Consider the following 23,760-nt stretch of genomic DNA (forward strand, 5'->3'; position numbering starts at 1 on the left):
TCATGGCAAACGGTGTCCTTTCTAACGGCCGCCGGACCAGTCGTCGTCGCCGGCGGGTGCTGCCGGTAGCCGGAAGGTGATGTCGACGACGGTTCCGGTTGGGCTGCTGTCGATCTGCATCATGTCGCTGATGGCGCGCATCAGGATCAGGCCGCGTCCGCTGTTGCCCGGGTTGATCGCCGGCGGTTTCCAGGAACCGCGGTCGGTGATGCGGGTACGGACCTGGCCGTCCACCGTCTCGACCTCGAGCAGCGTCGTCCCGAGGCCGTGTCCGCGGTAGGCGTGCTCGACGCAGTTGGTGCATCCCTCGTTGACGACCAGCACGATGTCGTCGATGAGTTCGTCCGGGACATCGGCGGCCCTGAGCCAGTCGGCCAGCCGATGCCGGATGGTGGCCAGTTCGTCAGCGATAGCGTGTGTTTCTATCCGTAGCGGTGCTTGCTGGTGCCGGTAGATCACCATCGCCACATCGTCGTCGTATCCGCCCGCCGGCGCCAGTTCGCGCAGCACCGCATCGGCGACGGTGTCCAACGGCAGCGTCCTTGTCTCCACCAAAACGTCTGCGGCGCGGGTTATTCCGTCATCGAGCGCCTCGTGTTTGCGTTCCACCAATCCGTCGGTGAACACCATCAGCGTCGAGCCGGACGGTAGCCGCCGGGAGACTTGCGGGCGAGGTTCGTCTCGAAGGACCGCCAGTGGCACCGACCGGGCATCGGTGAGCACCGTGTTGCCTGACGGTCCGGCGAGCACCGCGGGCATATGTCCGGCGTTGCTGTACTCCAAGATGCCGGATTCGGTGTCCAGGATCGCCAGAAAAACGGTGGTGCAGTACGCATTCGGAATGAGCGAGGCGGCCAGGTCGAGTTGCTCGAGCACCACTGCGGGGCCGGCGCCGTTGATCAACAGCGCGCGCGCCGAACTGCGCAACTGGCCCATGATCGCTGCGGCGGGCAGGCCCCGCCCCACGCAGTCGCCGACGACGATGCCGATGCGGTGATCGCCGATCGAGAGTACGTCGTACCAGTCGCCGCCGATCTCCAACGGCGGGACGGCGGGCTCGTAGCGCATCGCGAATCCCGGCGGCGACTCGATGGGCGGCAACATCGCGCGCTGCAGCGTCAGCGATGTCTCACGGGCACTTTCGAATTGGCGCACATGCTGCATGGCCAGACTGAGATGACCGATCAGCACCGTGACCAACAGCCGATCCTCCGCGCTGAGCCAGCGCGGTGCACCCAGCTCCAGCCACAAGGCAAGGTCTCCGGTGCCGGAGAGCACCGCGACCAATCCCTGAGCTTTCCCGGGCTTATTGGTCCGCTCAACGGTTTTGGCCGTCAGCGGCAGCTGCTGGCGGGCATCCTGAAAGGTGTCACGCAACCAGGGATCCAGTCCGCGCCACGTTGTCACGGCGGGTTCGCCGGCCACCTGCACCGTCGGTTCGCCGTCGCCGCCCGGCCAGGTCACGGCGATCACCCGCTGGACGCCGATCGCCGTGCGGCATTCGTCGAGGGTGATCTCCAGCAGTTCGGCCACGCTTTTCGCTATTGCCACGGCGGTGGCCAAGCGCAGGACCGCACTCTCACGGGCCGCGAAGGCCCGTTCGGCGGTGACGTCGCGAATCGTGCCCACGTAGACCGCTTCAGCGGTTTCGGATTCTTTGACGGCATTGATGCTCACCATCACCCAGGCCAGGTGCCCGTCCCGATGCCGAATCGGTGTCTCGTACTGGGTGCCGCCTTCGCTGCGGACCCGGGACTGGTGTTCTCGCGCCGTCTTCTTGTCGACCAGCCATGGGTGCGGCCAGCGGTAGGGCAAGCCCTCGGTGGGATAGCCGAGGATCTCGATGAAGGCGTTGTTGATCTCGATGATCGAGCCCTCATGATCGGCGACGAAGAAGCCTTCCTGCAACGAATTCACCAGGGCGGTACGGAATTTGTCCCGGTCGGCGAGCCCGTCGGCACGGGCCCGCTGCTCCGCGTAGCGCCTGGTGCCGTCCAGGAATCCGCGCGTCGCGACGTCGAGCGGCGCCAGGGTCTGCAGCAGGAATTCCAGCGCGACCGGTGCATCGACGTGGATGTCCTCGGACATCTCCAGGACCAGCCGGACGTGGTTCTCGATGATGTCGAGCATGCTGATCTGTTCCTGCAACGCCCGGCGTCCGAGCTCGTGGGCGATGGCCAGGATGTTGTCGTCGCGCTCGTCCACATAGCTGCGCAGCGCGGCGAGATATTGGGTGTGAAAATCGGCTGTATCGGTCATGATGAGGCTCCCCGGTGACGCGCGGCAAGCACCATGGCGTCGTCGGTCTCCTTGGCGTACTTACCCAAAATGTGGTCGGCGATCACCATGGCCGACGCGGCGAAGTCGATGTGGTCCAGGTGATCTTCGGTGATGCCATCGCTGGCCAGCACGATCAAGTCGCCGACGCGCAGTGGTACCACCTGAGCGGGCCGGATTTCCGGGATGCGATAGCCGACGATGCCAGCGGCCAGGCGTGCACTGGACCGGATGTGTGCGCCGGTCACATCCTTGGAGACCAGGTGGGCGCTGACATTTCCCACCCCGGTCCAGGTGAGCGTTTTCGCTTCGAAATCCACCCGCGCCAACGTCATCGCGACTCCTCTGGTGCCACCCAACACGCGGTGGCACAGCTGGATCAAGACCTCGAGTCGTTCGCCGGCCGCCCGCTGGACCGCGTCGACGGCGCGCATCGCGGCGCTGGCGGCGGCAGGGCCGTGGCCCAGGCCGTCGACCACACCGAACAGAGCGGCGTCGTCGTCGATGGCGACCGCGATTTTTCGGTCGCCGCTGGTGTGCTCGCCGGGTAGCGGGCGCCCCGCGTTCGCCCACTCGATAGGTCCTAGCCGGCCGTTTTCACGCACGGTCGGGAACCCACTTCCACATTTCGACGACCGTTCCCTTGCCGAGTGCGGATTCGACGATCAGCCGGTCCATCAAACGGCGCGACCCGGGCAGGCCCATGCCCAGCCCGCGACCCGTCGAGTAACCGTCTTCCATGGCCCGCTCGATGTCGGCGATGCCCGGACCGTCGTCCTCGGCGCGAACGACCAGTGCCTGGCGACCGTCGCGCTGGGCCACCCAGACTCGCACCGCGCCGCGTCCCGCGTAGCTGGTGATGTTTCGCGCGATTTCGGAGATTGCCGTGGCGATCATCGTGACGTCGGTCAGCGAGAACCCGAGTTCTAGCGCGAGCTGATGACCGGCTTTGCGGGCTGCGACGATGTCGTCGGGATTGTTGATAGCGACGACAATGTCACCCGCCACCGTCGCGCCCGATCGTCGGTTTCCCTACTCCCCGTTGGCGATTCAGCAGCGCGAGGCCTTCTTCGAGATCCAACGCGGTGTTCATGTCGTCGAACGCAAGTCCCAGCTGGACCATCGCAAAGGCCACCTCGGGCTGCAAACCCACGATCACGGTATCGGCGCCGCGCAGCCGGGTCATGTGGGCGATCGTCCGCAGTGAACGTGCCGCAAAGGAATCCATCACGTCGATCGCCGTGACATCGACGATGATGCCCTGGGCGCGGAATTGGCTGACCCGCTCCATCAGGTCGTACCGCAGTCGTTCAGCGTCGGAATCGGTCAGTGCGGCCTGCACGGAGGCGATCAGGATCGAGCCCTGCTTCAGGATGGGTACTGGCATCCGGGGCCCGTGTCAGTTGTGCTCACCCGGTCAGCTCGCCGGTGCGCGTGACTTCGTAACCGAGCAACCGCTCGGCTTCTTCGATACCACCCTGCAGGTCACCGACGGCGTTCATCTTCGACAGATCCAGGCCGATCGTCACCAGCGTCAGGGCGATCTCCGAGGACAAGCCGGTGATGATCACGCTGGCACCCATCAGACCGGACGCGTCGACCGTCTGCACCAGGTGGTTGGCCACCGTGGAGTCGATGGTCGGCACACCGGTGATGTCGATGACGACGACTTTCGCGCGGTTGGCGCGGATGGCTCGCAGCAGCTGCTCGGTGACCTGGCGGGCGCGCTGGCTGTCCAGCACACCGATGATCGGCAGAATCAGCAGCTGCTCGCGCACCTGCAGCACCGGCGTGGAGAGCTCGCGGATCGCCTCCTGCTGCTGGCGGATGATGCGCTCGCGCTCCTGCACGAAGGACACGCCCACGGTGTTGGCGATGCGGTTGGCGGCCGGTTCATAGGCGTCGAGCACTCGGTTGAGCATCTCGAACTCGGTTTGATACTTCTCGAACAGCGAGCGCGCCAGCACGTCACGCAGCAGCAGCACGATGCCGAGAACCTCGTCGGTTTCCACCCCTCGGGGGATGATGCGCTCGGACAGGTCGCGGGCGTAGGCCTGCAGCGCCTCGACGCTACCGGTTTCGAGCACCTCGACGTAGTTGTCGTAGACGGCGGTCGCTTCGGAGAAGAGTTCCTCCGGCGTCATCGCGGTGAGCAGTTCGGCCTCGGTGATTCGTCGGGCCCACTCCTCGCGCAGAACCGTGCGATTTTGCCGCAGGTGCTGCACTAGCTGGGGAAGCAGACCTTCGCTGGAGACACTTGCGGTGGTGCCGGTGCTGCTGGAATCTGACATCTGGCCTCCCGTGTGCCGCGTCGCGCTCCGCAGTGCGCAGGTTCTATGGGGAGACTAGCCTGGTTTGACGCGGGGCAGGTGTTGAGGTCTTCTTCTTCTCGCAGTTCGCACGGCAGGTTAGGCTTGCACCACACTTAAGGCCCAGACGAAGGATCGCCATTGTCAGCTCCTGATTCGATTACCACGTTGGTTGCGGACCACGATGGGGTGTCCGTGGTCAGTGTCAGCGGTGAAATCGATTTGGTCACCGCTCCGGCCCTGGAGCAAGCCATCGGTGCGGTCGTTGCTGAAGGGCCGACGGCGCTGGTCATCGACCTGTCCGCGGTGGAGTTCCTCGGTTCGGTCGGGCTGAAGATCCTGGCGGCGACCTACGAGAAACTCGGCAAGTCGGCCGAGTTCGGCGTGGTCGCGCGCGGTCCGGCGACCCGGCGTCCGATCCACCTGACTGGTCTGGACAAGACGTTCCCCCTGTATCCGACGCTCGACGACGCGTTGACCGGCGTGCGAGACGGCAAACTCAACCGCTGACGTTCGCCTCCATGGATGTCGACCACCCGGAAGACGACCAGCGGTGGGACCGCAATAAGCGCGGTGAGACCGAAATCGAGCGGCTGGACCGCAACTGGAACAGCCTGTTGCAAGAACTGCGGGTGGTTCAGACCGGCGTGCAGTTGCTCACCGGGTTCCTCCTGACCCTCCCGTTTCAGCAGCGATTCGACGTGCTCGATCAACGAATGCGGATCGCCTATCTGGTGACAGTGGGATGTTCGGTGGGGGCGACGGTGCTGCTGATCGCCCCGGTCGGCATCCACCGGCTGCTGTTCCGGCGGCATCGCCTGCAGGTGCTGGTGTCGGCCGCGCACCGGTGCGCGTTCGCCGGGCTGGCCCTGCTGGGACTGGCGCTGACCGGGGTGACGGTCATTATCTTTGTGGCGGTCGCGGGGACCGCCGCGGGAGTGATCGCGGGAGCGTGTGCGCTCACGCTGTTCACCTTCTTCTGGTGGGCGCTGCCGCTGTCGCTGCGCACCCGCAGTCTGTAGCTCAGCGGCTGCGCGCGAGCGCCGCGACGCGGGTGGAGTCCAAGTGATCGAGCAGGTCCCGCGGGTCGTCGAAGATCGGTGATGCGCCGGCCGCCTGCAGTTCGGCAGCGGAGACGCCGCCGCTGAGCACGCCGATACATGGAACTCCGGCTGCCTTGGCGGCGTGGGCGTCCCAGACGGCGTCGCCGACGAACACCGCCTGTTCGGCGGTGACCCCAGCCCGGTCCAGCGCCACCTGCACGATGCCCGGCTCGGGTTTGGCAGTGTCGACGTCGCGGGACGACGTCGATGCTGAGATCACGTCGTCGCAGTCGAGCACCTTGCGCAGCGTCTCGAGTTCGTCCTCGGGCGCCGAGCTGGCCAGTACGACCTGCAGGCCCAGATCGGCGACCCGGTGCAGCAATTCTCGCGCACCGGGCAATGGTGCGAGCAGCCCCGATATCTCCCGGTAGTAGCGGCTGTGCCCATCGCTGAGCCGTTCTTGCACGTCCGCCGGGGCATCGTCGGACAGGGTGCGCACCAGCGTCGAGCCGTCCATGCCGATGCCTCGGTGGATCTTCCACGCTGCGACCGCGAGGTCCTCGGCGTCGAAGGCGCGTTGCCAGGCATAGACGTGCAGATAGGTGGAATCGACCAGGGTTCCGTCCACGTCGAACAGGACAGCGGGAGCATTCATCGCTGCGGCATACCCGCCTGGGGGTCGCCTGACACGGTCTTTTAACCGCCCGGAACGTGTAGGCGCGGCGCTCTGGGCGTCCGACTGTGAACCATATGCGTCCACTCGACGTGAATAGCGGTAATCCGCAACACGATTCGCAAGGAGTGGGGATGGACCACCCGGTTGACCATGCCCGCACCACGCGCCCCCGCCGAGCAGCTGATCGCGTTCGCTCGGCAGTCTGCACACACCGAATTGCCGTTCGGGCAATTTTCTTAGATTTGCCACAGTGTGGGGTGCTGCGGAATGGGGTAACGACTGTGCCACGGGGGAGTACATCGGACGTGCGTCATCCCGCCACTTTGCAGGAAAGGGTATGCCCATGAAGACCGCAAGCGATTACGACGCACGTCGCGTGACCGACGCCGACAGCCAGGAATCCGAGCTGAGCCAACTGGATCCGAACTTGTCGGGATCGTCCACGGCGGTTGTCGACGAGGACCCCAACGATGTGCATTTCTTCGAGCTGCCCGGCGCGGATCTGTCCGGCGAGGAATTGGCCGTGACGGTTATTCCGCAGCGGTCCGACGAATTCACCTGCACGAGTTGCTTCCTGGTCCAGCACCGGCACCGGATGGTCCTGTCAATCTCGGGCCGGGCCATTTGCACCGATTGTGCCTAGTGCGTCGGGAACTACACTCGAAGGATGCACGGCGTTCTAGTTTTTGACGGCCGGTGCGGGGTGTGCACCCGGGCGGTCAACGCGTTGGTTCGGTGGGACCGGACCGGCATGTTGCGCGTCGAACCGATGCAGACGCCCGGGATGGCCGACCGACTCGGCGTCACCGACGACCGAATGCTCGAATCCGCTTGGTGGGTGGATTCTTCCGGAGCGGTCTTGGCCGGGGCGCACGCGATGAACGCGGCCCTGTCGGCGGCGCTGGGTACGCGCATCCCGCTATGGATCTATCGGATCCCCGGTGTTGGGGCGTCGCAGAACTTCATCTATCGGTGGGTTTCGTCGCACCGCTACCGGTTCCGCGGTGCGACGCCGCTGTGTGAGGCCGAGCCGGAACGTTGCGCATAGTCGCGATTACTGCGCGAATCGTATTCTGCGCGTGAGCTTTTCGACCAGCTACGCCGAGTAACCTAACGCTGCGCCCACTCGCGCCCGCAGGCGCGGCACTGCCGAATAGCCGTCGACCAGTCCGGCTCGTCCTCGACGGGCTGGCGAACCAGATGGGTGGACTCGCCGCCACACCCGGGGCAGGTGCAGGTCGCGAGGTACGGCTCGACGGGTTGCGTGCTCATCAGGTGCAGGTTCTCCGCCCGTGAGAACGGCACGATCGCCAGCGGCTCCGGGCGCGGGCCGGCTTTCGGAGTGTCGAACCACAACAGGCCACAGACCACCATGGCCACGGCACCGAAGATGGCGACGATGACCAGCGGGATGTTCCATGGCCAATTCGGCGGGATCGGCGTGAGCGCGAGAACCAGCATGACGGCGGAGATCAGAAAGCTGATGATCGTGCCCGGTTTGGCGAATCGGTAGCCGCCGACCTGCAGCGCCTCCCAGACGTCGAGCTCCTGTTGCCGTTGTGCGATCTCTAAAAGAGTTGGGTGGTAAGAAGATTGGTCCTTCGACTCGCAAGCGCGCAGGTTGGTCCCGCGCGCGCTCGTCTCGCGCAGCTCGGGGATAGACCTGACCGCCGCCATGCGCGCCAAGTTTAATGCGGGGTTGCGGCCTAGGCGAGGTGACGACTGCTGACGGGGTCGGCAGCGTTAGCCGGACCGATGGGTGCCATGGCTGCCGCGCAGTGGGCAGAGCAAATGCCGAAAATATCGCGGTATGGACGGCGGGAGAAGATCAGGCGAGATTCGACAGCTGATACAGGCCATATTCCAATAATTCCTCAGCGATGACTCAGCGACGAACTTGTAGCGTCGAGCGCTGTGAGCAACTTCGGGGAGTGCTGCTCGTCGACAACGATTTCGCTCGCTGCGGGATCGGATCGATTTGCCAAGATCTGCCCGGCTCCCGGCAAGAACACCACGTGAAGCAGTCGTCGGCGAAGCCGCCCGCGCCACCACACCTAGTACGGAGACCGCTGATGAAACCCAATATCCAATCCGACCAGCGCGCCGTGACCGGTGTGCGGTCTTTCCCGGGCCCGTCCTACGCCGCCGCGGCGCATTAGGGGCCGAGGGCAAAGATGCTGGATTTTGCGGCGTTACCGCCCGAAGTCAATTCGTCAAGAATGTATTCCGGACCAGGATCGGGACCGTTGCTGTCAGCCGCCGCTGCCTGGTACGCGCTGGCAGCCGAAATGCGTTTGGCGGCAACCGGTTACGGTTCGGTGATCGGAGACCTGACCAGTGCAGGCTGGCACGGCCCGTCATCGACGTCGATGTTCGCCGCGGCCGCGCCCTACATAGCGTGGCTCAACAGCACCGCCGCGCAGGCCGAGCAGACCGGCATGCACGCGAACGCGGCCGCGACCGCATTCGAGGCCGCGTTCGCGATGACCGTGCCTCCGCCGGTCGTGGCGGCCAACCGCACGCTGCTGGCAAACCTGGTGGCCAGCAACATCGTCGGTCAAAACACACCGGCGATCGCGGCGACCGAAGCCCAGTACGTCGAGATGTGGGCCCAGGATGCCGCAGCGATGAATGGCTACGCCATGGCGACGATCTCCGCGGTACAGCTGACGCCGTTCACCTTGCCGCAGGCGAACACCGCCCCCGACGCGGGGGCGGGACAAAATGAGGCCGTCTCCCAAGCGGTCAACGCGGCGGCCGCTGCCGCAGCACCCCAAGGATCCTTGACCGATTACCTGACCGGTCTGTTGGACGGGTCGAACAACAGCGCGCTCGGAAGCTTTCTGGGGAGCACCTTTTTCAGCAACTCGGTCGTCACCGGTTCACTTGGCGGCGGTCCGTTCAACCCGCAAACCATCCTGGCATCGGCGGTGGGTGTGGGTGCCATGGGGTCGAGCGCCACGATCATGTCGGGTCTGGAGGAGTTCGGCTTCGGCGCGGAAGGCGCCGGAACTGCCGCCTTGGCATCCAACACTGTCCCGTTGGGCGGCTTGTCCGGCGCATCGGCCGGGGTTGGCAACGCACATCTGGTCGGGTCGATGTCGGTGCCACAGAGCTGGGTCTCCGCCGCCAACATCACCCCCGCTCAAGCGGCGGCGCCGGTCACGGGGGTGAGTGACACCGGGTCGTCCGCGGCGGGCGGGCCGGGCGGCGTCGCGGGACCGCTGGCCGGTAACGGCCGCAGGTTACGCCGCTCCATTCCCAGGTACGGGATTCGCCCCGTGGTCATCCCGCGTCCGCCGGCGGCCGGCTAAGAGACTTCAGGAGAAATGTCATGCTGAATTTCGGGGCGCTACCGCCGGAAGTCAACTCGGCGAAGATGTACGCCGGCCCCGGGGCCGGATCACTGTTGGCCGCCGCGGCGGCATGGAACGCGATAGCCGCTGAATTGCGTTCGGCAGCAACCAGTTACGATGCGATCGTCGGCTCATTGGTCAGTGAGGGCTGGCTGGGCCCGGCTTCGGAGAAGATGGCGGCCGCCCTGCAGCCGTATCTGGAGTGGATGAGCGCCACCGCAGCGGCCGCCGAGCAGGCCGGCGCTCAGGCCAACGCGGCCGCCGCCGCCTATGAGGCGGCGTTTGCCGCGACGGTGCCACCGCCGGTCGTCGCGTCCAATCGCACACTCCAAGCAAATCTGGTGGCAGGCAACATCTTCGGCCAGAACACGGGGGCGATCGCGGCCACCGAAGCCCAGTACGGCCAGATGTGGGCACAGGATGCCTCGGCCATGACCAGCTACACCAGCGCGTCGCGCGCGGCCAGCGAGCTGACGCCGTTCAGCCAACCGCAGTCCGACACCACCGCGGGCGCGACGGCCCTGCAGGCCGACGCGGTCAACAATGCCCTGGCGGCCCCGGCGGTGGCTCAGGCAACCAATATCTGGGATTGGCTTGGCCTTTCGCCTAATTCGAATACGTCCACCGAGGGCCTGGCCGGCATCATGAACCTCTTCAGCAACTCCAACCAGAACCTGATTGGGGCTTTCCTCAACAATCCCTCCGTGTCGGGCCTGTCGAACGCCTTCACCACCAACGGGATCCTGAACCCGACATCATTCATCGATTCGGCGGTGACGATCGGCGGCCTGGGTGCGGTGGGCGCAACTACGTCGGGGCTGGAGGATCTGGCGGCCGGCCTGGGCGGCGCCGCCGCTATGTCGGCAACGACGAGCCTGCCCGGCGCGGCGGCATCGGCGGCCCTCGGCGAGGCCAACCTGGTGGGAGCCCTGTCGACCCCACTGAGTTGGGCCGGCACCGGGGCGACGGTCAGCACGGTTGCCACCACGACCCGGATCGGGGCCGGGGCCTACCACGGCTTCGGCGCCGCCACCCCGATGGTGATGGAAGAGGTTGGGGCAGTGGGTATGCCGGGGGTGCCGCTGGCCGGCATTCCCGGTCCACACGAAGACGAATTCGCCGACCCCATCTACGGGTTCCGCCCCCGCGTCATCGGGCGCCCACCGGCCGCGGGTTAGGGGATCGATGAAAGCCATCCCGCTCCTGGCAAGCGTCGTCGCCGTGGTCGGCCTGGCCGCACCGGCCCACGCCGATGCCACCGACGACGCGTTTCTCGCCGCGCTCACTAACGCGGGCATCACCTATCCGAGCCCGGACCGCGCGATCAAGGCGGGCCAAAAGGTCTGCGACTTGGCCAATTCCGGGACCTCGCAGCTCGATATCGTCCGCGACATCAAAGATCTCAACCCAGCCTTCACCATGGCCAAAGCCGCTCGGTTCGCCCACGCCGCGGCTAGTGCTTACTGCCCGGAACTCCTCGGCAGCGGCGGCGGGAACTAATCAGCCGTGAGGTCCGGCTCCGCCTGCACCGATTCCACGCCGGGATGCCGGCCCGGCCGCTGCGGCAGCACGATGATCAGGACGATGATGACGACCGCCAGAACCGCGGAAGCCAGCGGGCGGCTCAGGTTCAGGCCGCCGTGGTCGACGGGCTTGTCGAGGAAATCGCCGACCGTCGCGCCGAGCGGCCGAGTCAGGATGAAAGCGACCCAGAACAAGGTGACGCGCGAGATGCTCGTCCAGAAATACAGGCCCGCGACCACGAGCAACGCGACGCCGAACACCAGCGCACCGCCCTCGTACCCGAGGCCCCCGTCGTCGGCAAGCCAATCGCCGAGGGCGGTGCCCAGGGTCTGGGAAAAGGTGATGGTGGCCCAGTAGAAGGCTTCGACTTTCGGCGTCGAGACGGTGTTCACCGACACCGTTCCCTGCGACCAGTGCCAGAGCCCCAGGGTGGCCAGCAAGAGAATAAGCAGCAGGAGCGAGCCGCCCGCGTAACCGATCCCGAGCGAGCGGTCGGCGAAGTCGGCCAGCACGGTGCCGAAGGTCGTCGAGGCCACGATCGTGAGCCAGTACAGGACCGCGTGGAAGCGCTTGGCCAGAATCTGTGCGACGACCAGCGCGATCAGCGTGCCGCCGAACAGGGCTACGCCCGCCAGATATCCCCAATCCAGCGTCATCGTGACGGTATCGCCGCCCGTCTCGCCCAGCGTCGTCGCCAGCACCTTGATGACCCAAAAGCCAAGGGTCACCGCCGGTACCTTGCTCAACGCATCCTTCGTCATCTCGCTCATGGGTGATCACCTGTCGATGTGCGGACCGTCTGTCTTCATACTTGCCGAGCCGAGTTGAGAGGACGCTGAGACTGTGTATGGGTCAGCTGTGCGCCGGACGATCAGAACGTACTAAGCGCTCTCTCAGCGTTCCCGTGCCACCGTGGCCTTGACGAACAGGCGCAAGATGATTGCCAGGGGTCTGACGGATCGCGCCGCTAAAGAAGGAGTCGTGCGGGTGAAGGTGCTGGTCGTCGAGGACGAGCCACGGCTGGCGGCGACGCTGACGATGGGCTTGCGCGCCGAGGGATGTGTGGTGACGACCGCCGACAACGGTAACGACGGGTTGTGGGAAGCCACCGAGCACCGTTTCGACGCCATCATTTTGGACATCATGCTGCCCGGGCTCAGCGGCTACGAGGTGGTGCGCCGCATGCGCGCCGCCCAGGTGTGGACACCGGTGTTGATGCTGTCCGCTAAAGACGGCGACTACGAGCAGGCGGACGCGTTCGACCTGGGTGCCGATGACTATCTGACCAAACCGTTCTCATTCATCGTGCTGGTCGCGCGGCTGCGAGCATTGGTTCGTCGCGGCGCCCCGCACCGCCCGGTGGTGTTGACCGCGGGCACGTTGTCGCTGGACCCGGCGCGGCGCATCGTGCGCCGCAACGAAGACACGATCGCGCTGACACCGCGCGAGTACGGGCTGCTGCACTACCTGATGCGCAACAAGGGCACCGTGGTGAGCAAGACCGACATCCTGCACAACGTCTGGGATCCGCACTTCTCCGGTGACGACAACCTCGTCGAGGTCTATGTCTTCTATGTGCGGCGCAAGATCGATTTCCCGTTCGGCACCAACACAATTGCGACGGTGCGTGGGGTCGGCTACCGGCTGGAGGCCGGCGAGGACGCCGGCGTCGCGGCGACCAGCGGGAGCTGAACGACCACCGCGGTGCCGCCACCGGCGCGGTCGTCGATACGCACGCTACCGCCGTGCGCGGCAACGATTTCGAACACGATGGCCAGTCCCAGTCCGGTGCCGCCGCCACTGCGGGAGCGATCGTTGTCCAGGCGGACGAACCGCTCGAACACCCGTCGCCGATCGGCCGGTGCGATCCCGGGACCGTCATCGGCCACGGTCAGCCAGGCTCGACCGTCATCGGGGCGCACCGTCACCTCCACGCGCGAAGTCGCATGGCGCGCCGCGTTGTCGAACAGGTTGCGCAGCACGCGCGCCAGGGCGCTCGCGTCGCCGACCAGCCGAGTCGGAGCGAGTTCGGCATGCACGTGCAGCGTCGTCTCGCGCCGCAGCCGGGTGACCTCGGCGAGGGCCAGGTCGTCGAGGTCGGTGTCGGTGCGGCGCAGCGCCAGCCCGCGTTCGTCGGCGCGGGCCAGCAGCAGCAGGTCCTCCACCAGCGCCTGCATCCGATGCGCTTCCGGCAGCAGCGTGTCTGCGGCGAGCCGATCGTCGAGCAGCTCGGGGTGGGCGACGCCGACCTCGAGTGCCGAGATCACCGTGGACAGCGGGCTGCGCAGTTCATGGGAGGCATCGGCGATGAACCGGCGCTGGACGGCTTGGCTGGATTCAAGTCGGGACAGCATCTGATTCATTGTCGTTGCCAGCGTGAAGATCTCGTCGCGTTGCGGTGGTACCGGCACCCGCTCGGAGAGGTCGGAGGCGCTGATATCGGCAACCCGGGAGCGAATCGCTTCCACCGAACGCAGCGACCGTCGCACCAGAACGTAGGTGGCTACGCTCGCCGCCGCGATGACCAACGGCGCGGCCGCGGCCAGCCCGATCGCCACGGTGGAGACGGTGGCTTCCACGTCGTCGGTGCCGGCCCCGACGAGTACGACGTAACGTCCCGTGGGCGTCTCGAGTGACTGCGCGGCCACCCGGACGTCGTGCATCCGCACTGCCGCGCCGGTGATTCCGATCCGCGGGGTGCTTCCGATCGCGTTGAGCGTCATCATCGGCGGCTCGGGGGTGGAACTCGACGAAGCCACCGAATGCTCTGCGCCGTTGAAGATTTGGACGGCGACGATGCGTTGGTCGGTGGCCAGCAGGGGTGGATCGAGGTCGGGGGTGGTTTCGGATTGCAGGGTCTTGACGATGTCGCGCAGCCGACTCGCCGCCGCGTCGTCAGCGGCCGAGATCAGCGCGAAGTACAACACCAACAGCAGGATCGCGCCGGCCATGATGAGCGCCACCAGGATGACCGTCGCCGACACCAACGCCGAGCGCGCCGAGATGCTCCACGCGCGCGGGTGTAGCAGTGTCGGCGTTCGGCCTGAATGTGCCATCAGCACGGACCGTACTACTGCAGCGCGCCCAACAATGCGGTCACGCGCTGCTTCTCGGTGGCCGGGTTGGGCATCGGGGCCCGGACGGCGGCCAGTGCGCCATCGATCTGCTTATCGAGGGTGTGCCACGCGTTTTGGTCGATCGGCTTGAGCTTGGACTCGTCGTCATCCCATGCGGTTTCCAGGTCTTTGATCCGGGCCTTGGCGCCGGCCTGATCGCCGGCCTGCAACTTCGACAGCGTGTCCTGCGTGATGGATCGGAATTTGGCGACCTCGGCCGCCGGGAAGGCCGAGGCTGGCTGCCCGGGCTGCGCGGGGGCGGTGATCGTGGAAGTGGTGACCGAGTCCGATTCCTCCTCGGTTTCAGCGCCTTCGTGGCCATGGCTGCTCCAGAGCAACAGTGCGCCGGTAGCGACCGCCGCGGCTGTGTAGTAACCCAGCATCAGCCGCTCCCGCGTCGCGGTGGTCGTGACAGTCGTTGCGCGGGTGGGGGTTTCGTGATCGATGACGTCGCTGCGGCTGACCATGAGGTACCCGACTGTGGCCAGGATCGTGGCCAGGAAGATCGCGCTGGTGATCGCGGTCCCCCATCCCAGACCGTGGTTGGCCGGCGAGGAGGCCAGCCAGTCGCCGAGGTTAGCGCCCAGCGGGCGGGTCAGGATGTAGGCCAGCCAGAAGGACAGCACCGGGTTGGCGCCCATCCGCCAGCCGAGCGCTATCGAGGCGATCAGCGCGGCCGGCAGCAGCACTGAGGTGCCCGGCCCCCAGCCGGTGAGCTGCAGCGTCCAGTCGCCGACGGCAGTACCCAGGGCGAAGGTAACCAGCACGGCCAGCCAATAGAACAGCTCGCGCGGCGTCGTGACGATGCTGTGGATCGACAGCGTGCGCTCCCGGGCATACCAAACCCCGAAAACGACGGCCAATGTCGCCGCGAACACCGCCGTGCTGACCGCCAGCGGCACGTGCAGCTTGTCGGTCAGCAGGTCGGTGTAGAGAGTGCCCGCGATGCTCAGCACCACCACCGCCAGCCAGTACACGATTGGCACGTAGCGGTCGAGGATCAACTGGAAACTCAAGACGATGCCCAGGGCGACGGTGAAGATCAGCGCCGTCACGCTCAGGCCCATGCCGACCGTGGTGCTGATCCAGTCGGCGAAACTCTCGCCGACGGTGGTGCACAGGATCTTGATGATCCAGAACCACACGGTGACCTCAGGGACCTTGCTGAGCATCCGGCGGGGTGTGCGGAGGGTCAGGGAACGCAGCATCTGGCTCATGGCGCCCGAAGGTACAGAGGAGTCGCTGAGTTAACGCTTAGGAATTGCCAGCCGCAAAACTGGTCGGGGTGGCGGGATTTGAACCCACGGCCTCTTCGTCCCGAACGAAGCGCGCTACCAAGCTGCGCCACACCCCGCTTGAAGCCACGACAGCCTATCGCACCGGCCCGCCGACTGCCCAAACCGCTGGCAGCAGGCCCCCCGCGAGAGCTACGTCCAGCTGCTGTTGCGTTCGAATTCGACCAGCGCCGCGGCGGGCCCAACAAGATCGAGCCCCTGCGCGGCGACCCATTCGTCGCTGAAATACGTGTCGGCGTAGCGGTCGCCGCTGTCGGCGATCAGCGTCACCACCGAGCCGCTGCGGCCCGCAGCGAACATCTCGGCCAGCAGCCCGAAGGCGCCCCACAGGTTGGTCCCCGTCGACGGCCCCACCCGCCGTCCCAGCACGGCGCTGACGTGACGGGCGGCGGCGATCGACCCCGCGTCGGGCACGGCGACCATCCGGTCCACCACGTCGGGCAGAAACGATGGCTCGACCCGCGGCCGCCCGATCCCCTCGATCCGCGACGACGTCTCCGTCACGAGGTCGTAGCGCTGTTCGGCGTAGGCGGGGAAGAACGCGGAGTTCTCCGGGTCGACGACACACAGCCCGGTGGCGTGCCGGCGGTAGCGCAGGTAGCGCCCGATCGTCGCGCTGGTTCCGCCGGTGCCCGCGCCGACGACGATCCACTCCGGGATCGGGTACTTCTCGTCGCGCATCTGCGCGAAAATCGACTCGGCGATGTTGTTGTTGCCGCGCCAGTCGGTGGCCCGCTCGGCGTGGGTGAACTGGTCCATGTAATGGCCGCCGGTCTCCCGGGCGACCCGTTGCGCCTCGGCGTACACCTCGCTGGAGTGCTGCACGAAATGGCAACGGCCGCCTTGTGATTCGATCAAAGCCACCTTGGAGGGGCTGGTGTTCTCCGTCATCACGGCGACGAACGGCAGGCCCAGCAGCGACGCGAAGTACGCCTCGGAGATCGCTGTGGAACCCGACGACGCCTCGACCACCGTGGTGCCCTCGCCGATCCAGCCGTTGCACAGCGCGTACAGAAACAACGAGCGCGCCAGCCGGTGTTTGAGGCTGCCGGTGATATGCGTCGATTCGTCCTTGAGGTACAGCGCGATGTCGGCGTCCGTGCCCCAGGCCGACGGCAGCGGGTAGCGCAACAGGTGGGTGTCGGCGCTACGGCGGGCGTCGGCCTCGATCAGCCGGATCGCATTGTCCGTCCAGCCGCGGGACATACTGCGGACCGCGATCTGGGTCCGATCGTTCAACGCAGCGATGCCGCGGGCTGCGAGCGGCCCAAGTTGCTGCTGGAATCCCGTCCACCCATCGGGGCGGCGATCAATGTCAGCAAGGTCGCTTCGGGACGGCAGCAGAACCGCACCGGCGCGAACGGGGAGGTCCCCAGTCCCGCGGAGACATGCAGCTGCATGTTGGCGCCCCAGCGCGACGGCCCCTTGGCCCGGGTGCGGTCCAGGCCGCAGTTGGTCACCAGCGCGCCGTAGAACGGCAGGCACAACTGACCGCCGTGGGTGTGTCCGGCCATCACCAGCTGGTAGCCGTCGGCCGCGAAGCGATCCAGTACGCGCGGCTCGGGGGAGTGCACCAGGCCCAGCCGCAGATTCGCGGCCGGGCTGGCCGGGCCCGCGATCGTCTCGTAGCGGTCGCGGTCGATGTGCGGGTCGTCCACGCCCGCCGCGGCCAGGTGCAGGCCGGCCACCTCGAACTCGCGGCGCGTGTGGGTGAGGTCAAGCCAGCCGCGCTCGGTGAACGCCGCCCGCAGATCCTGCCAGGGCAGCGGTTCGCCCTTGATCCGGTGGGCCGGGTTGGTCAGGTAGTTCAGCGGGTTCTTCAGCCGCGGCCCGAAGTAGTCGTTGCTGCCGAAAACGAAGACACCCGGGCGCGACAGCAGGTCGCCCAGCGCCTGGATGACCGCGGGGACCGCTTTGGGGTGGGCCAGGTTATCGCCGGTGTTGACGACCAAGTCGGGCTCCCAGCCGGACAGCTCGCGCAGCCACGCCTGCTTGCGGCGCTGGTTGGGCATCATGTGCAGGTCGCTGATATGCAGGACGCGTAGCGGTGTGGAACCCGGCGACAAGACGGGCATGGTTATCTCGCGCAGGACGAAGGCGTTGCGTTCGACGACCGCGGCGTAACCGATGCCGGCGACCGTCGAACCGAGCGCGACGGCGCCGGTGCGGATCAGAGCGGGCAAAACATCAGCCATGCACGCAGCCTACTGCCGGTTGCGGACTCAGGAGCGTCTTGCGCGGCTATGGAGGCGGCTGTCCGGGCGGTGGCGGCGGCGCCAGCAGCGGAATGGTGATCGGCGGCAGACCCGGGATCTCCACGACCTGCGAGCCGACCGGCAGCGGCGCTCCGTCCGGCGGCGGAGGCGGAGCCGGCGGGATGCCGTTACTGACCTGAATGGTGACGACCGAGCCGGGGATCGTGTTGCCCGACGGCGACGTCCCGACCACCTCGCCCAGCTTCGCGGTGCTGTTGACCGAATTGGTCTGATCGGCGACCTGGAAGCCGGCCTCCTTGAGGCGCGAGCGCGCGGCGTCGACGTCCATGCCGGCCACGCTCGGCACCCGGGAGCCGGGGGAGCCCTCGACGTAGCGCGGATCCGTCGGCGGCAACTTGATGTCGCCGAAGCTCAGCGCGATCGGCTTCATCGCGGTGAACCAGGTGCGCGCGGGCTCGTTACCGCCGTACAGGTCGCCCTCGCCGCAGTGGCGCAACGGCGCCGAGCACAGATCCGTCGGCGAGGTGGAGTCGTCGTAGATGTAGTTGGCCGCGGCGTAGCGGCTGGTGAACCCGACGAACCCGGAGGAGCGGTGGGCCTCGGTGGTGCCGGTCTTACCCGACACCGGCAGGTCCCAGCCCGCGGCGCCGGCCGAACCGGCCGCGGTACCGCCGCCCGTCGCATCCTTGCTCATGGCATTGGCCAGGGTGTTGGCCAGCCCTTCGGGCACCACCTGGTCGCAGGTCTGGGTCGTCACGGCGACTTCATTGCCGTTGCGGTCGATCAGCTTGTCGATCGGGTTGGGCGGGCACCACACGCCGCCGGAGGCCAGCGTGGCGGCGACGTTCGACAGCTCCAGGGCGTTCACTTCGATCGGACCGAGGGTGAACGATCCGATGTTCTGTCGTTTGACGAAATCGGCCAGGCTTTCGTTGCTGTCGGGGTTGTAGTCGCGGGCCGTGCCGGGGTCGGCGTAGGACCGCAGCCCGAGCTTGACCGCCATGTCGACCGTGCGCGTCACCCCCACCTGCGAGATCAGCTTGGCGAATGCGGTGTTGGGCGAGGTGGCCAGCGCCTCGGTGACGTTCATCGAGCCCCGGTAGTTACCGGCGTTGACCACACACCAGGTGTCCTTGGGGCAGCCCTTGGCACCACCGCTACCCAGGCCCTTCTGCTGGAACCGCGGCGGCACGTCGAGCGTGGCGTTAATGCCCATGCCCATGTCCAGCGCGGCGGCGGTGGTGAAGATCTTGAACACCGATCCCGCGCCGTCGCCGACGAGCGAGAACGGCTGCGGGCGCATCGTCTGGCCGGCGTCGACGTCGAGACCGTAGGTGCGGTTGCTGGCCATGGCCATCACCTTGTGCGAATCCTTACCCGGCCTGATCACGCTCATCACGCTCGAGATGCCGGGCAGGGTCGGGCTGGCGAACTTGTCGATGGCGCTCTTGACCGGGATCTGCACGTCGGGATCCAGCGTCGTGCGGATCAGGTAGCCGCCCCTGGCCACCTGTTCCTTACTGATGCCGGCTCGCGACAGGTATTCCTGGACGTAGTCACAGAAGAAGGCACGGTCGCCGGCGGCGATGCAACCGCGCGGCAGCTCGTTGGGCTGCGGCAAGATGCCCAGCGGCGTCGCCTTGGCGGCGCGCAGCGCGTCGGTCTCCTGCGGCAGGTTCTCGATCATCGTGTCGAGCACCAGGTTCCGCCGGGCCAGGGCACCGTCGGGGTTGGTGTAGGGGTTCAGCGTGCTGGTCGACTGGACCATGCCGGCCAGCAGCGCCGCCTGCTGCCAGTTCAGATCCGACGCATTGATCCCGAAATAGGTCTGCGCCGCGTCCTGCACCCCGAACGAGCCGTTACCGAAGGAGACGAGGTTCAGGTAGCGGGTCAGGATCTCCGGCTTGGTGAAGGTCTTGTCAAGCGTGAGCGCCATCCGGATCTCGCGCAGCTTGCGGGCCGGGGTGGTTTCGACGGCAGCGCGCTTTTCGGCGTCGGTCTTCGCGGTCACCAACAGTTGGTAGTTCTTGATGTACTGCTGCTCGATCGTCGAACCGCCTCGGGTGTCGACGTCGCCGGACGCATAGCCCGCCAGCCCGGTCAGCGTGCCCTTCCAGTCCACCCCGTTGTGTTCGGCGAATCGCTTGTCCTCGATCGAGACGATCGCCAGCTTCATCGTGTTGGCGATCTTGTCGGTGGGCACCTCAAACCGGCGTTGCTCGTACAGCCAGGCGATGGTGTTGCCCTTTGCGTCGACCATCGTCGAGACGGCGGGCACCTGCCCCTCGAGCAGCTGGGCCGACCCGTTGGCGACCACTTCGGAGGCCCGGTTGGACATCAGTCCCAGCCCGCCGGCCATCGGAAACAACAGCGCCGTGGCGAGCACGCTCGCCAGCAGACAGCAGCCAGCCAGCTTAAGAATCGTGAGAGCTGCCGGGGGGCGGTCTGACATGCGTACTACAGTAACCGCCGTTTGTCGCGCGACGCGCCGCTGATCCGCACAGCGGATCCAGAAGGTGTGACCTGCAGCTTTGCTGTCAATCGGGAAGCGATGTTCTCCATCGCGTTACATATCAGCTACCCAAAACGGGTACCCAATCTCATGTTCCCGCTTACGCTCAAGGACAAGACGGCACGCCCGTCCCAAAAAAAGCGTTATCAGACTGTTGCGCAATTGGCTCCTGACCACCTAACTTATACAGACGGTGAGATTCAGGTAACACCGATCAGCACAGTGTGGTGTAGATCGCAACGTTGATCTGCTACCCGAGGAGGGCGGTCGTAATGCGACCGGGAGGAAGGGAACAGCTCGTGTCAGGAACACGACCGGCAGCACGCCGAACCAACATTGCCGCGGCGCAGGGGGTGCTTCGCAGTGTTGATGCTGAAGAACGAATTGCCTGGGTGTCACAAGCATTATGCCGGACCACTGACCCCGACGAACTGTTTGTTCGGGGCGCCGCCCAGCGTAAGGCCGCGGTGATTTGCCGGCACTGCCCGGTGATGCAGGAATGCGGCGCCGACGCGCTGGACAACAAGGTCGAGTTCGGCGTCTGGGGTGGCATGACCGAGCGGCAGCGCCGGGCACTGCTCAAGCAGCACCCCGAGGTCGTTTCGTGGTCCGATTTCTTCGACAAGCGCCGGAACCGCGGCGTCAGCTGACGCTTGGACGCGGGTGCGCCGCAGCGTCGCGGCGCACAGGTAGGCCAGAACTTATTATTACGAAACCGTTACAGCGCTCGGTGGATTCAGCGCATGTTCAATAGCGACTTCAGCGCGAACTAGCTTGTCCCAGATGGCAATTCGCCGTTTCAGCTGGGTCTGACTCCAATAGTTGTCGCCCTCCCCAATTTTTGGCGGCCGCTCAGCGGCTTATTGAACTGGCCGTATCGCGGCCCTGTGCAGGACGGATCGCCCTAAACGAGCGTTCCGTTGGCGAGGCTCAGCGGCCCGCCGCGCGGGCCGCATCGTCACCGACGGGGTTCGGATTCGCCGGTTCCTCAGCGGCCCGCCGCGCGGGCCGCATCGTCACCGACGGCGGTGATCTGATCGGCGAGCGCACGCAGGGCTTCCAGATCCGACACGTCGAACGGCAGCGACGGAACTCCCACGACCGGCACGTTTGGGTTGGCCCCGGTGAATCGGGACAGCAGCCGGATCTCGCGTTTGGCGGTCTGACCCCGGTCGGCATGGATCTTGAGCACCGCCGTGGCCAGCGACGCGGCATCGGAGTCCGCATCCGACTTCAGCGACTCGATCCCGTCGATGGCCCGCTCCACCGGCAGTGCGCACAGCAGGGGATGGGTGCGGTTCAAGATCAGGCCCGCCAGCGGCATGCTCTCTTGCGACAGCCGGTCGACGAAGAAGGACGCCTCACGCAGCGCGTCGGGTTCGGCCGCCGACACCACCACGAACTGGGTGCCGCGCCGCTTCAGCAGCGCGTAGGTGCGGTCCGCCTTCTCGCGGAAGCCGCCGAAGGTGGCATCCAGCGACTGCACGAAAGCCGCCGCGTCGCCCAGCATCTGCGAACCGAGCACGGTCGAGAGGGCCTTCATCGCTAAACCCATTGCGCCGGTGACCAATTTGCCGATGCCGCGGCCCGGGGCCAGCAGTAGTCGCCACAGCCGGCTGTCCATGAAGCTGCCAAGGCGTTTCGGCGCGTCCAGGAAGTCGAGTGCATTGCGAGACGGGGGAGTGTCCACCACCACGAGGTCCCAGCGGTCCTCACCCAGCAGCTGACCAAGCTTCTCCATCGCCATGTACTCCTGCGTGCCGGCGAGCGAGGTGGCGACCGTCTGGTAGAACTGGTTGTCCAAAATCGTTTGCGCCCGAGCGTCTCCGGAGTATTGGATCACCATCTCGTCGAACGTGCGGCGCATGTCGAGCATCATCGCGTGCAGCTCGCCGGTGACCTCGGGCGCCAGCGGCACCCGCTGTGGCGTATTACCAAGGTCGTTGACGCCCAACGCCTGCGCCAACCGTTTGGCCGGGTCGATCGTCAAAACGCATACTGTGCGGCCATATTCGGCAGCACGTAAAGCCATCGCCGCCGCGGTGGTCGTCTTGCCTACGCCGCCGGCGCCGCAGCATACGACAACGCGGTTCGCGCGGTCGGCCAGAATTTCGGCCATGTCAAGGGTTTTCGGTGCGGTACTCATCGAACTCCCTGCTGTGCAAGCGATTCCGACAGCTCATACAGACTGCCGAGGTCGACACCGTCGGAGATCGCGGGCAACTCCAGCCGCGGCACTTTCAACGCATCGAGCTGTTGTGCGGTCTCGGCCCGCGCCGTGATTCGGGTCGCGTGCTGAATGGTTTCGGTCAGTAGGCCGGCAAAGTCATTGTCGCCCAGCTCGATTCCTGCCGTCTTCAACCCGGCGCGCACCGCGTCTGCGTCGACGTCGCCCTCCGCGGCCTTGGCCAGGTCGCGGGGCTCCAGGTATGCCGGAATGTTGCGGTTCACGATCACGCTGCCGATGGGCAGTTGCATCTCGGCAAGCTCCTCGATGGCTTCCATCGTCTCCTGCACCGGCAGCGCTTCGAGCAACGTGACCAAGTGGATGGCGGTCGCGTCGGAGTGCAGCAGCTTGACCACGCCCTCGCTTTGCGAGTGCACCGGGCCGCCCTTGGCCAGATCGGACACCGCTTTGGTGACGTCCAGAAAGCGCGCGATGCGCCCGGTCGGTGGTGCGTCGACGACGATCGCGTCGTAAACCGGCAGCTTGTTCTTGTCCCTGCGGACGACCGTCTCCTTGATCTTGCCGGTGAGCAGCACGTCGCGCAGGCCGGGCGCGATCGTCGTCGCGAACTCGATCGCACCGATCCGGCGCATCGCCCGTCCGGCGATCCCGAGGTTGTAGAACATGTCGAGGTATTCCAGGAACGCGGCCTCGATGTCGATCGCCAGGGCGTTGACCTGACCGCCGCGCTCGGCGGTGGCGATCTTGACTTCCTGGTAGGGCAGCGGCGGCACGTCGAAGAGTTGCGCAATCCCTTGGCGGCCCTCTACTTCGACCAGGAGGACTTTGCGTCCGCCGGCCGCCAGGGTCAGCGCCAGCGCGGCCGCGATCGTCGATTTGCCCGTCCCGCCTTTGCCGGTGACGAAGTGCAGGCGGGCCTTCGACAGTCGCGTCGGCCAGCCGACGGCAGCGTTGCCGCTAGAAGAGGTTGCCACCATCGCATGCTAGCCCGAGCTCTGCGCGGCCCTGGCAAATCGGGTAGCTACATCGGATCGCGGTCCACCGGGCTGACCGGTGGGGTTCACACCCGACCGATAAGCTCGCGTCATGAGCCAACCGACCCCGTGGGAATACGCCACGGTCCCGCTGCTGACGCACGCCACCAAACAGATCCTCGACCAATGGGGCGCCGACGGCTGGGAGTTGGTCGCCGTGCTGCCCGGGCCGACCGGTGAGCAACACGTCGCCTATCTGAAGCGCCCTAAGTAA

25 protein-coding genes and 1 tRNA gene are annotated in these 23,760 nt (G+C 66.3%); 10 read left to right on the forward strand and 16 right to left on the reverse strand.

The window, feature by feature from the left end:
* Positions 1 to 21 precede the first annotated feature (21 nt).
* The 5 genes from ACAG21_RS03285 to ACAG21_RS03305 are packed head-to-tail and all read right to left on the reverse strand — an operon-like array spanning position 22 to position 4,568.
* Positions 22 to 2,259, reverse strand: a complete 2,238-nt coding sequence (locus tag ACAG21_RS03285; RefSeq protein ID WP_370494585.1) for a SpoIIE family protein phosphatase — start codon at positions 2,257 to 2,259, stop codon at positions 22 to 24.
* On the reverse strand, positions 2,256 to 2,882 hold the full coding sequence (locus tag ACAG21_RS03290) for a SpoIIE family protein phosphatase (protein WP_370494586.1): 627 nt from the start codon (positions 2,880 to 2,882) through the stop codon (positions 2,256 to 2,258). Before ACAG21_RS03290 ends, ACAG21_RS03285 begins: the two co-directional genes overlap by 4 nt.
* Positions 2,875 to 3,285, reverse strand: coding sequence for an anti-sigma regulatory factor (locus ACAG21_RS03295; protein ID WP_370494587.1), 411 nt, complete (start codon positions 3,283 to 3,285; stop codon positions 2,875 to 2,877). The genes ACAG21_RS03290 and ACAG21_RS03295 overlap by 8 nt, the downstream gene beginning before the upstream one ends.
* Complete coding sequence (locus ACAG21_RS03300) at positions 3,275 to 3,664, reverse strand: STAS domain-containing protein (RefSeq protein WP_342927258.1); 390 nt, start codon at positions 3,662 to 3,664, stop codon at positions 3,275 to 3,277. Before ACAG21_RS03300 ends, ACAG21_RS03295 begins: the two co-directional genes overlap by 11 nt.
* A 22-nt stretch (positions 3,665 to 3,686) precedes the next feature.
* A complete protein-coding gene (locus ACAG21_RS03305; protein WP_090607561.1) occupies positions 3,687 to 4,568 on the reverse strand; it encodes an STAS domain-containing protein in 882 nt (293 codons plus the stop codon).
* Between the two features lie 159 nt (positions 4,569 to 4,727).
* Between ACAG21_RS03305 and ACAG21_RS03310 the strand changes: the two genes are divergently transcribed.
* Both ACAG21_RS03310 and ACAG21_RS03315 read left to right on the forward strand, forming a co-directional pair.
* A complete protein-coding gene (locus tag ACAG21_RS03310; RefSeq protein WP_139826909.1) occupies positions 4,728 to 5,096 on the forward strand; it encodes an STAS domain-containing protein in 369 nt (122 codons plus the stop codon).
* A gap of 11 nt (positions 5,097 to 5,107) precedes the next feature.
* Entirely contained in the window at positions 5,108 to 5,608 is a 501-nt protein-coding gene (locus ACAG21_RS03315) for a DUF6328 family protein (RefSeq protein ID WP_370494588.1), read from the forward strand.
* A gap of 1 nt (position 5,609) precedes the next feature.
* On the opposite strand, the gene ACAG21_RS03320 is transcribed toward ACAG21_RS03315, so the two are convergent.
* Positions 5,610 to 6,284 carry an HAD family hydrolase gene (locus ACAG21_RS03320; RefSeq protein ID WP_370494589.1) on the reverse strand — a complete coding sequence of 225 codons (675 nt, stop codon included), beginning with the start codon at positions 6,282 to 6,284 and terminating at the stop codon, positions 5,610 to 5,612.
* Between the two features lie 364 nt (positions 6,285 to 6,648).
* On the opposite strand from ACAG21_RS03320, the gene ACAG21_RS03325 reads away from it, so the two are divergent.
* Both ACAG21_RS03325 and ACAG21_RS03330 read left to right on the forward strand, forming a co-directional pair.
* On the forward strand, positions 6,649 to 6,948 hold the full coding sequence (locus ACAG21_RS03325; RefSeq protein WP_370494590.1) for a DUF4193 domain-containing protein: 300 nt from the start codon (positions 6,649 to 6,651) through the stop codon (positions 6,946 to 6,948).
* Between the two features lie 24 nt (positions 6,949 to 6,972).
* On the forward strand, positions 6,973 to 7,353 hold the full coding sequence (locus tag ACAG21_RS03330) for a thiol-disulfide oxidoreductase DCC family protein (protein WP_370494591.1): 381 nt from the start codon (positions 6,973 to 6,975) through the stop codon (positions 7,351 to 7,353).
* Positions 7,354 to 7,415: 62 nt separating this feature from the next.
* Here the strand turns inward: ACAG21_RS03330 and ACAG21_RS03335 are convergent, their stop codons facing one another.
* Positions 7,416 to 7,982, reverse strand: a complete 567-nt coding sequence (locus ACAG21_RS03335; protein ID WP_370494592.1) for a hypothetical protein — start codon at positions 7,980 to 7,982, stop codon at positions 7,416 to 7,418.
* Between the two features lie 569 nt (positions 7,983 to 8,551).
* Between ACAG21_RS03335 and ACAG21_RS03340 the strand changes: the two genes are divergently transcribed.
* Genes ACAG21_RS03340 through ACAG21_RS03350 form a run of 3 tightly spaced genes read left to right on the forward strand, consistent with a single transcriptional unit; the run spans position 8,552 to position 11,161 of the window.
* Entirely contained in the window at positions 8,552 to 9,619 is a 1,068-nt protein-coding gene (locus tag ACAG21_RS03340; RefSeq protein WP_370494593.1) for a PPE family protein, read from the forward strand.
* A 20-nt stretch (positions 9,620 to 9,639) separates the two neighbouring features.
* Complete coding sequence (locus tag ACAG21_RS03345; RefSeq protein ID WP_370494594.1) at positions 9,640 to 10,839, forward strand: PPE family protein; 1,200 nt, start codon at positions 9,640 to 9,642, stop codon at positions 10,837 to 10,839.
* A gap of 7 nt (positions 10,840 to 10,846) precedes the next feature.
* The gene (locus tag ACAG21_RS03350; protein ID WP_370494595.1) at positions 10,847 to 11,161 is read left to right on the forward strand and encodes a DUF732 domain-containing protein; all 315 of its coding nucleotides are present in this window, start codon (positions 10,847 to 10,849) and stop codon (positions 11,159 to 11,161) included.
* Here ACAG21_RS03350 and ACAG21_RS03355 read toward each other — a convergent pair.
* Entirely contained in the window at positions 11,158 to 11,955 is a 798-nt protein-coding gene (locus ACAG21_RS03355) for a hypothetical protein (RefSeq protein ID WP_370494596.1), read from the reverse strand. The two genes, ACAG21_RS03350 and ACAG21_RS03355, sit on opposite strands and share 4 nt — an antisense overlap.
* A 217-nt stretch (positions 11,956 to 12,172) precedes the next feature.
* Here ACAG21_RS03355 and ACAG21_RS03360 point away from each other — a divergent pair, with 217 nt between their 5' ends.
* A complete protein-coding gene (locus ACAG21_RS03360; protein ID WP_370494597.1) occupies positions 12,173 to 12,877 on the forward strand; it encodes a response regulator transcription factor in 705 nt (234 codons plus the stop codon).
* Here ACAG21_RS03360 and ACAG21_RS03365 read toward each other — a convergent pair.
* The 6 genes from ACAG21_RS03365 to ponA2 form a co-directional block, all read right to left on the reverse strand.
* Positions 12,823 to 14,241: a sensor histidine kinase gene (locus tag ACAG21_RS03365; protein ID WP_370494598.1), complete on the reverse strand. Its 1,419-nt coding sequence runs from the start codon at positions 14,239 to 14,241 to the stop codon at positions 12,823 to 12,825. The genes ACAG21_RS03360 and ACAG21_RS03365 overlap by 55 nt on opposite strands.
* A gap of 14 nt (positions 14,242 to 14,255) precedes the next feature.
* Positions 14,256 to 15,518, reverse strand: a complete 1,263-nt coding sequence (locus ACAG21_RS03370; RefSeq protein ID WP_370494599.1) for a hypothetical protein — start codon at positions 15,516 to 15,518, stop codon at positions 14,256 to 14,258.
* 60 nt (positions 15,519 to 15,578) lie between these two features.
* A tRNA-Pro gene (locus ACAG21_RS03375) sits at positions 15,579 to 15,655 on the reverse strand.
* A gap of 73 nt (positions 15,656 to 15,728) precedes the next feature.
* Positions 15,729 to 16,802 carry a PLP-dependent cysteine synthase family protein gene (locus ACAG21_RS03380; RefSeq protein WP_370495022.1) on the reverse strand — a complete coding sequence of 358 codons (1,074 nt, stop codon included), beginning with the start codon at positions 16,800 to 16,802 and terminating at the stop codon, positions 15,729 to 15,731.
* Between the two features lie 29 nt (positions 16,803 to 16,831).
* Complete coding sequence (locus tag ACAG21_RS03385) at positions 16,832 to 17,791, reverse strand: metallophosphoesterase (RefSeq protein WP_370494600.1); 960 nt, start codon at positions 17,789 to 17,791, stop codon at positions 16,832 to 16,834.
* A gap of 46 nt (positions 17,792 to 17,837) precedes the next feature.
* On the reverse strand, positions 17,838 to 20,264 hold the full coding sequence (gene ponA2 / locus ACAG21_RS03390) for a transglycosylase/D,D-transpeptidase PonA2 (protein WP_370494601.1): 2,427 nt from the start codon (positions 20,262 to 20,264) through the stop codon (positions 17,838 to 17,840).
* Between the two features lie 359 nt (positions 20,265 to 20,623).
* On the opposite strand from ponA2, the gene ACAG21_RS03395 reads away from it, so the two are divergent.
* Positions 20,624 to 20,974 (forward strand): WhiB family transcriptional regulator, encoded by a 351-nt coding sequence (locus tag ACAG21_RS03395; protein ID WP_025736346.1) that lies wholly within the window; start codon positions 20,624 to 20,626, stop codon positions 20,972 to 20,974.
* Between the two features lie 338 nt (positions 20,975 to 21,312).
* Here ACAG21_RS03395 and ACAG21_RS03400 read toward each other — a convergent pair whose 3' ends face one another.
* Complete coding sequence (locus tag ACAG21_RS03400; protein ID WP_370494602.1) at positions 21,313 to 22,470, reverse strand: ArsA family ATPase; 1,158 nt, start codon at positions 22,468 to 22,470, stop codon at positions 21,313 to 21,315.
* Entirely contained in the window at positions 22,467 to 23,489 is a 1,023-nt protein-coding gene (locus ACAG21_RS03405; protein WP_370494603.1) for an ArsA-related P-loop ATPase, read from the reverse strand. The genes ACAG21_RS03400 and ACAG21_RS03405 overlap by 4 nt, the downstream gene beginning before the upstream one ends.
* Positions 23,490 to 23,598: 109 nt before the next feature.
* Between ACAG21_RS03405 and ACAG21_RS03410 the strand changes: the two genes are divergently transcribed.
* On the forward strand, positions 23,599 to 23,760 hold the full coding sequence (locus tag ACAG21_RS03410; protein WP_090607515.1) for a DUF4177 domain-containing protein: 162 nt from the start codon (positions 23,599 to 23,601) through the stop codon (positions 23,758 to 23,760).

The organism is Mycobacterium sp. pR1184, assembly GCF_041287235.1.
Taxonomy (GTDB): Bacteria; Actinomycetota; Actinomycetes; order Mycobacteriales; family Mycobacteriaceae; genus Mycobacterium.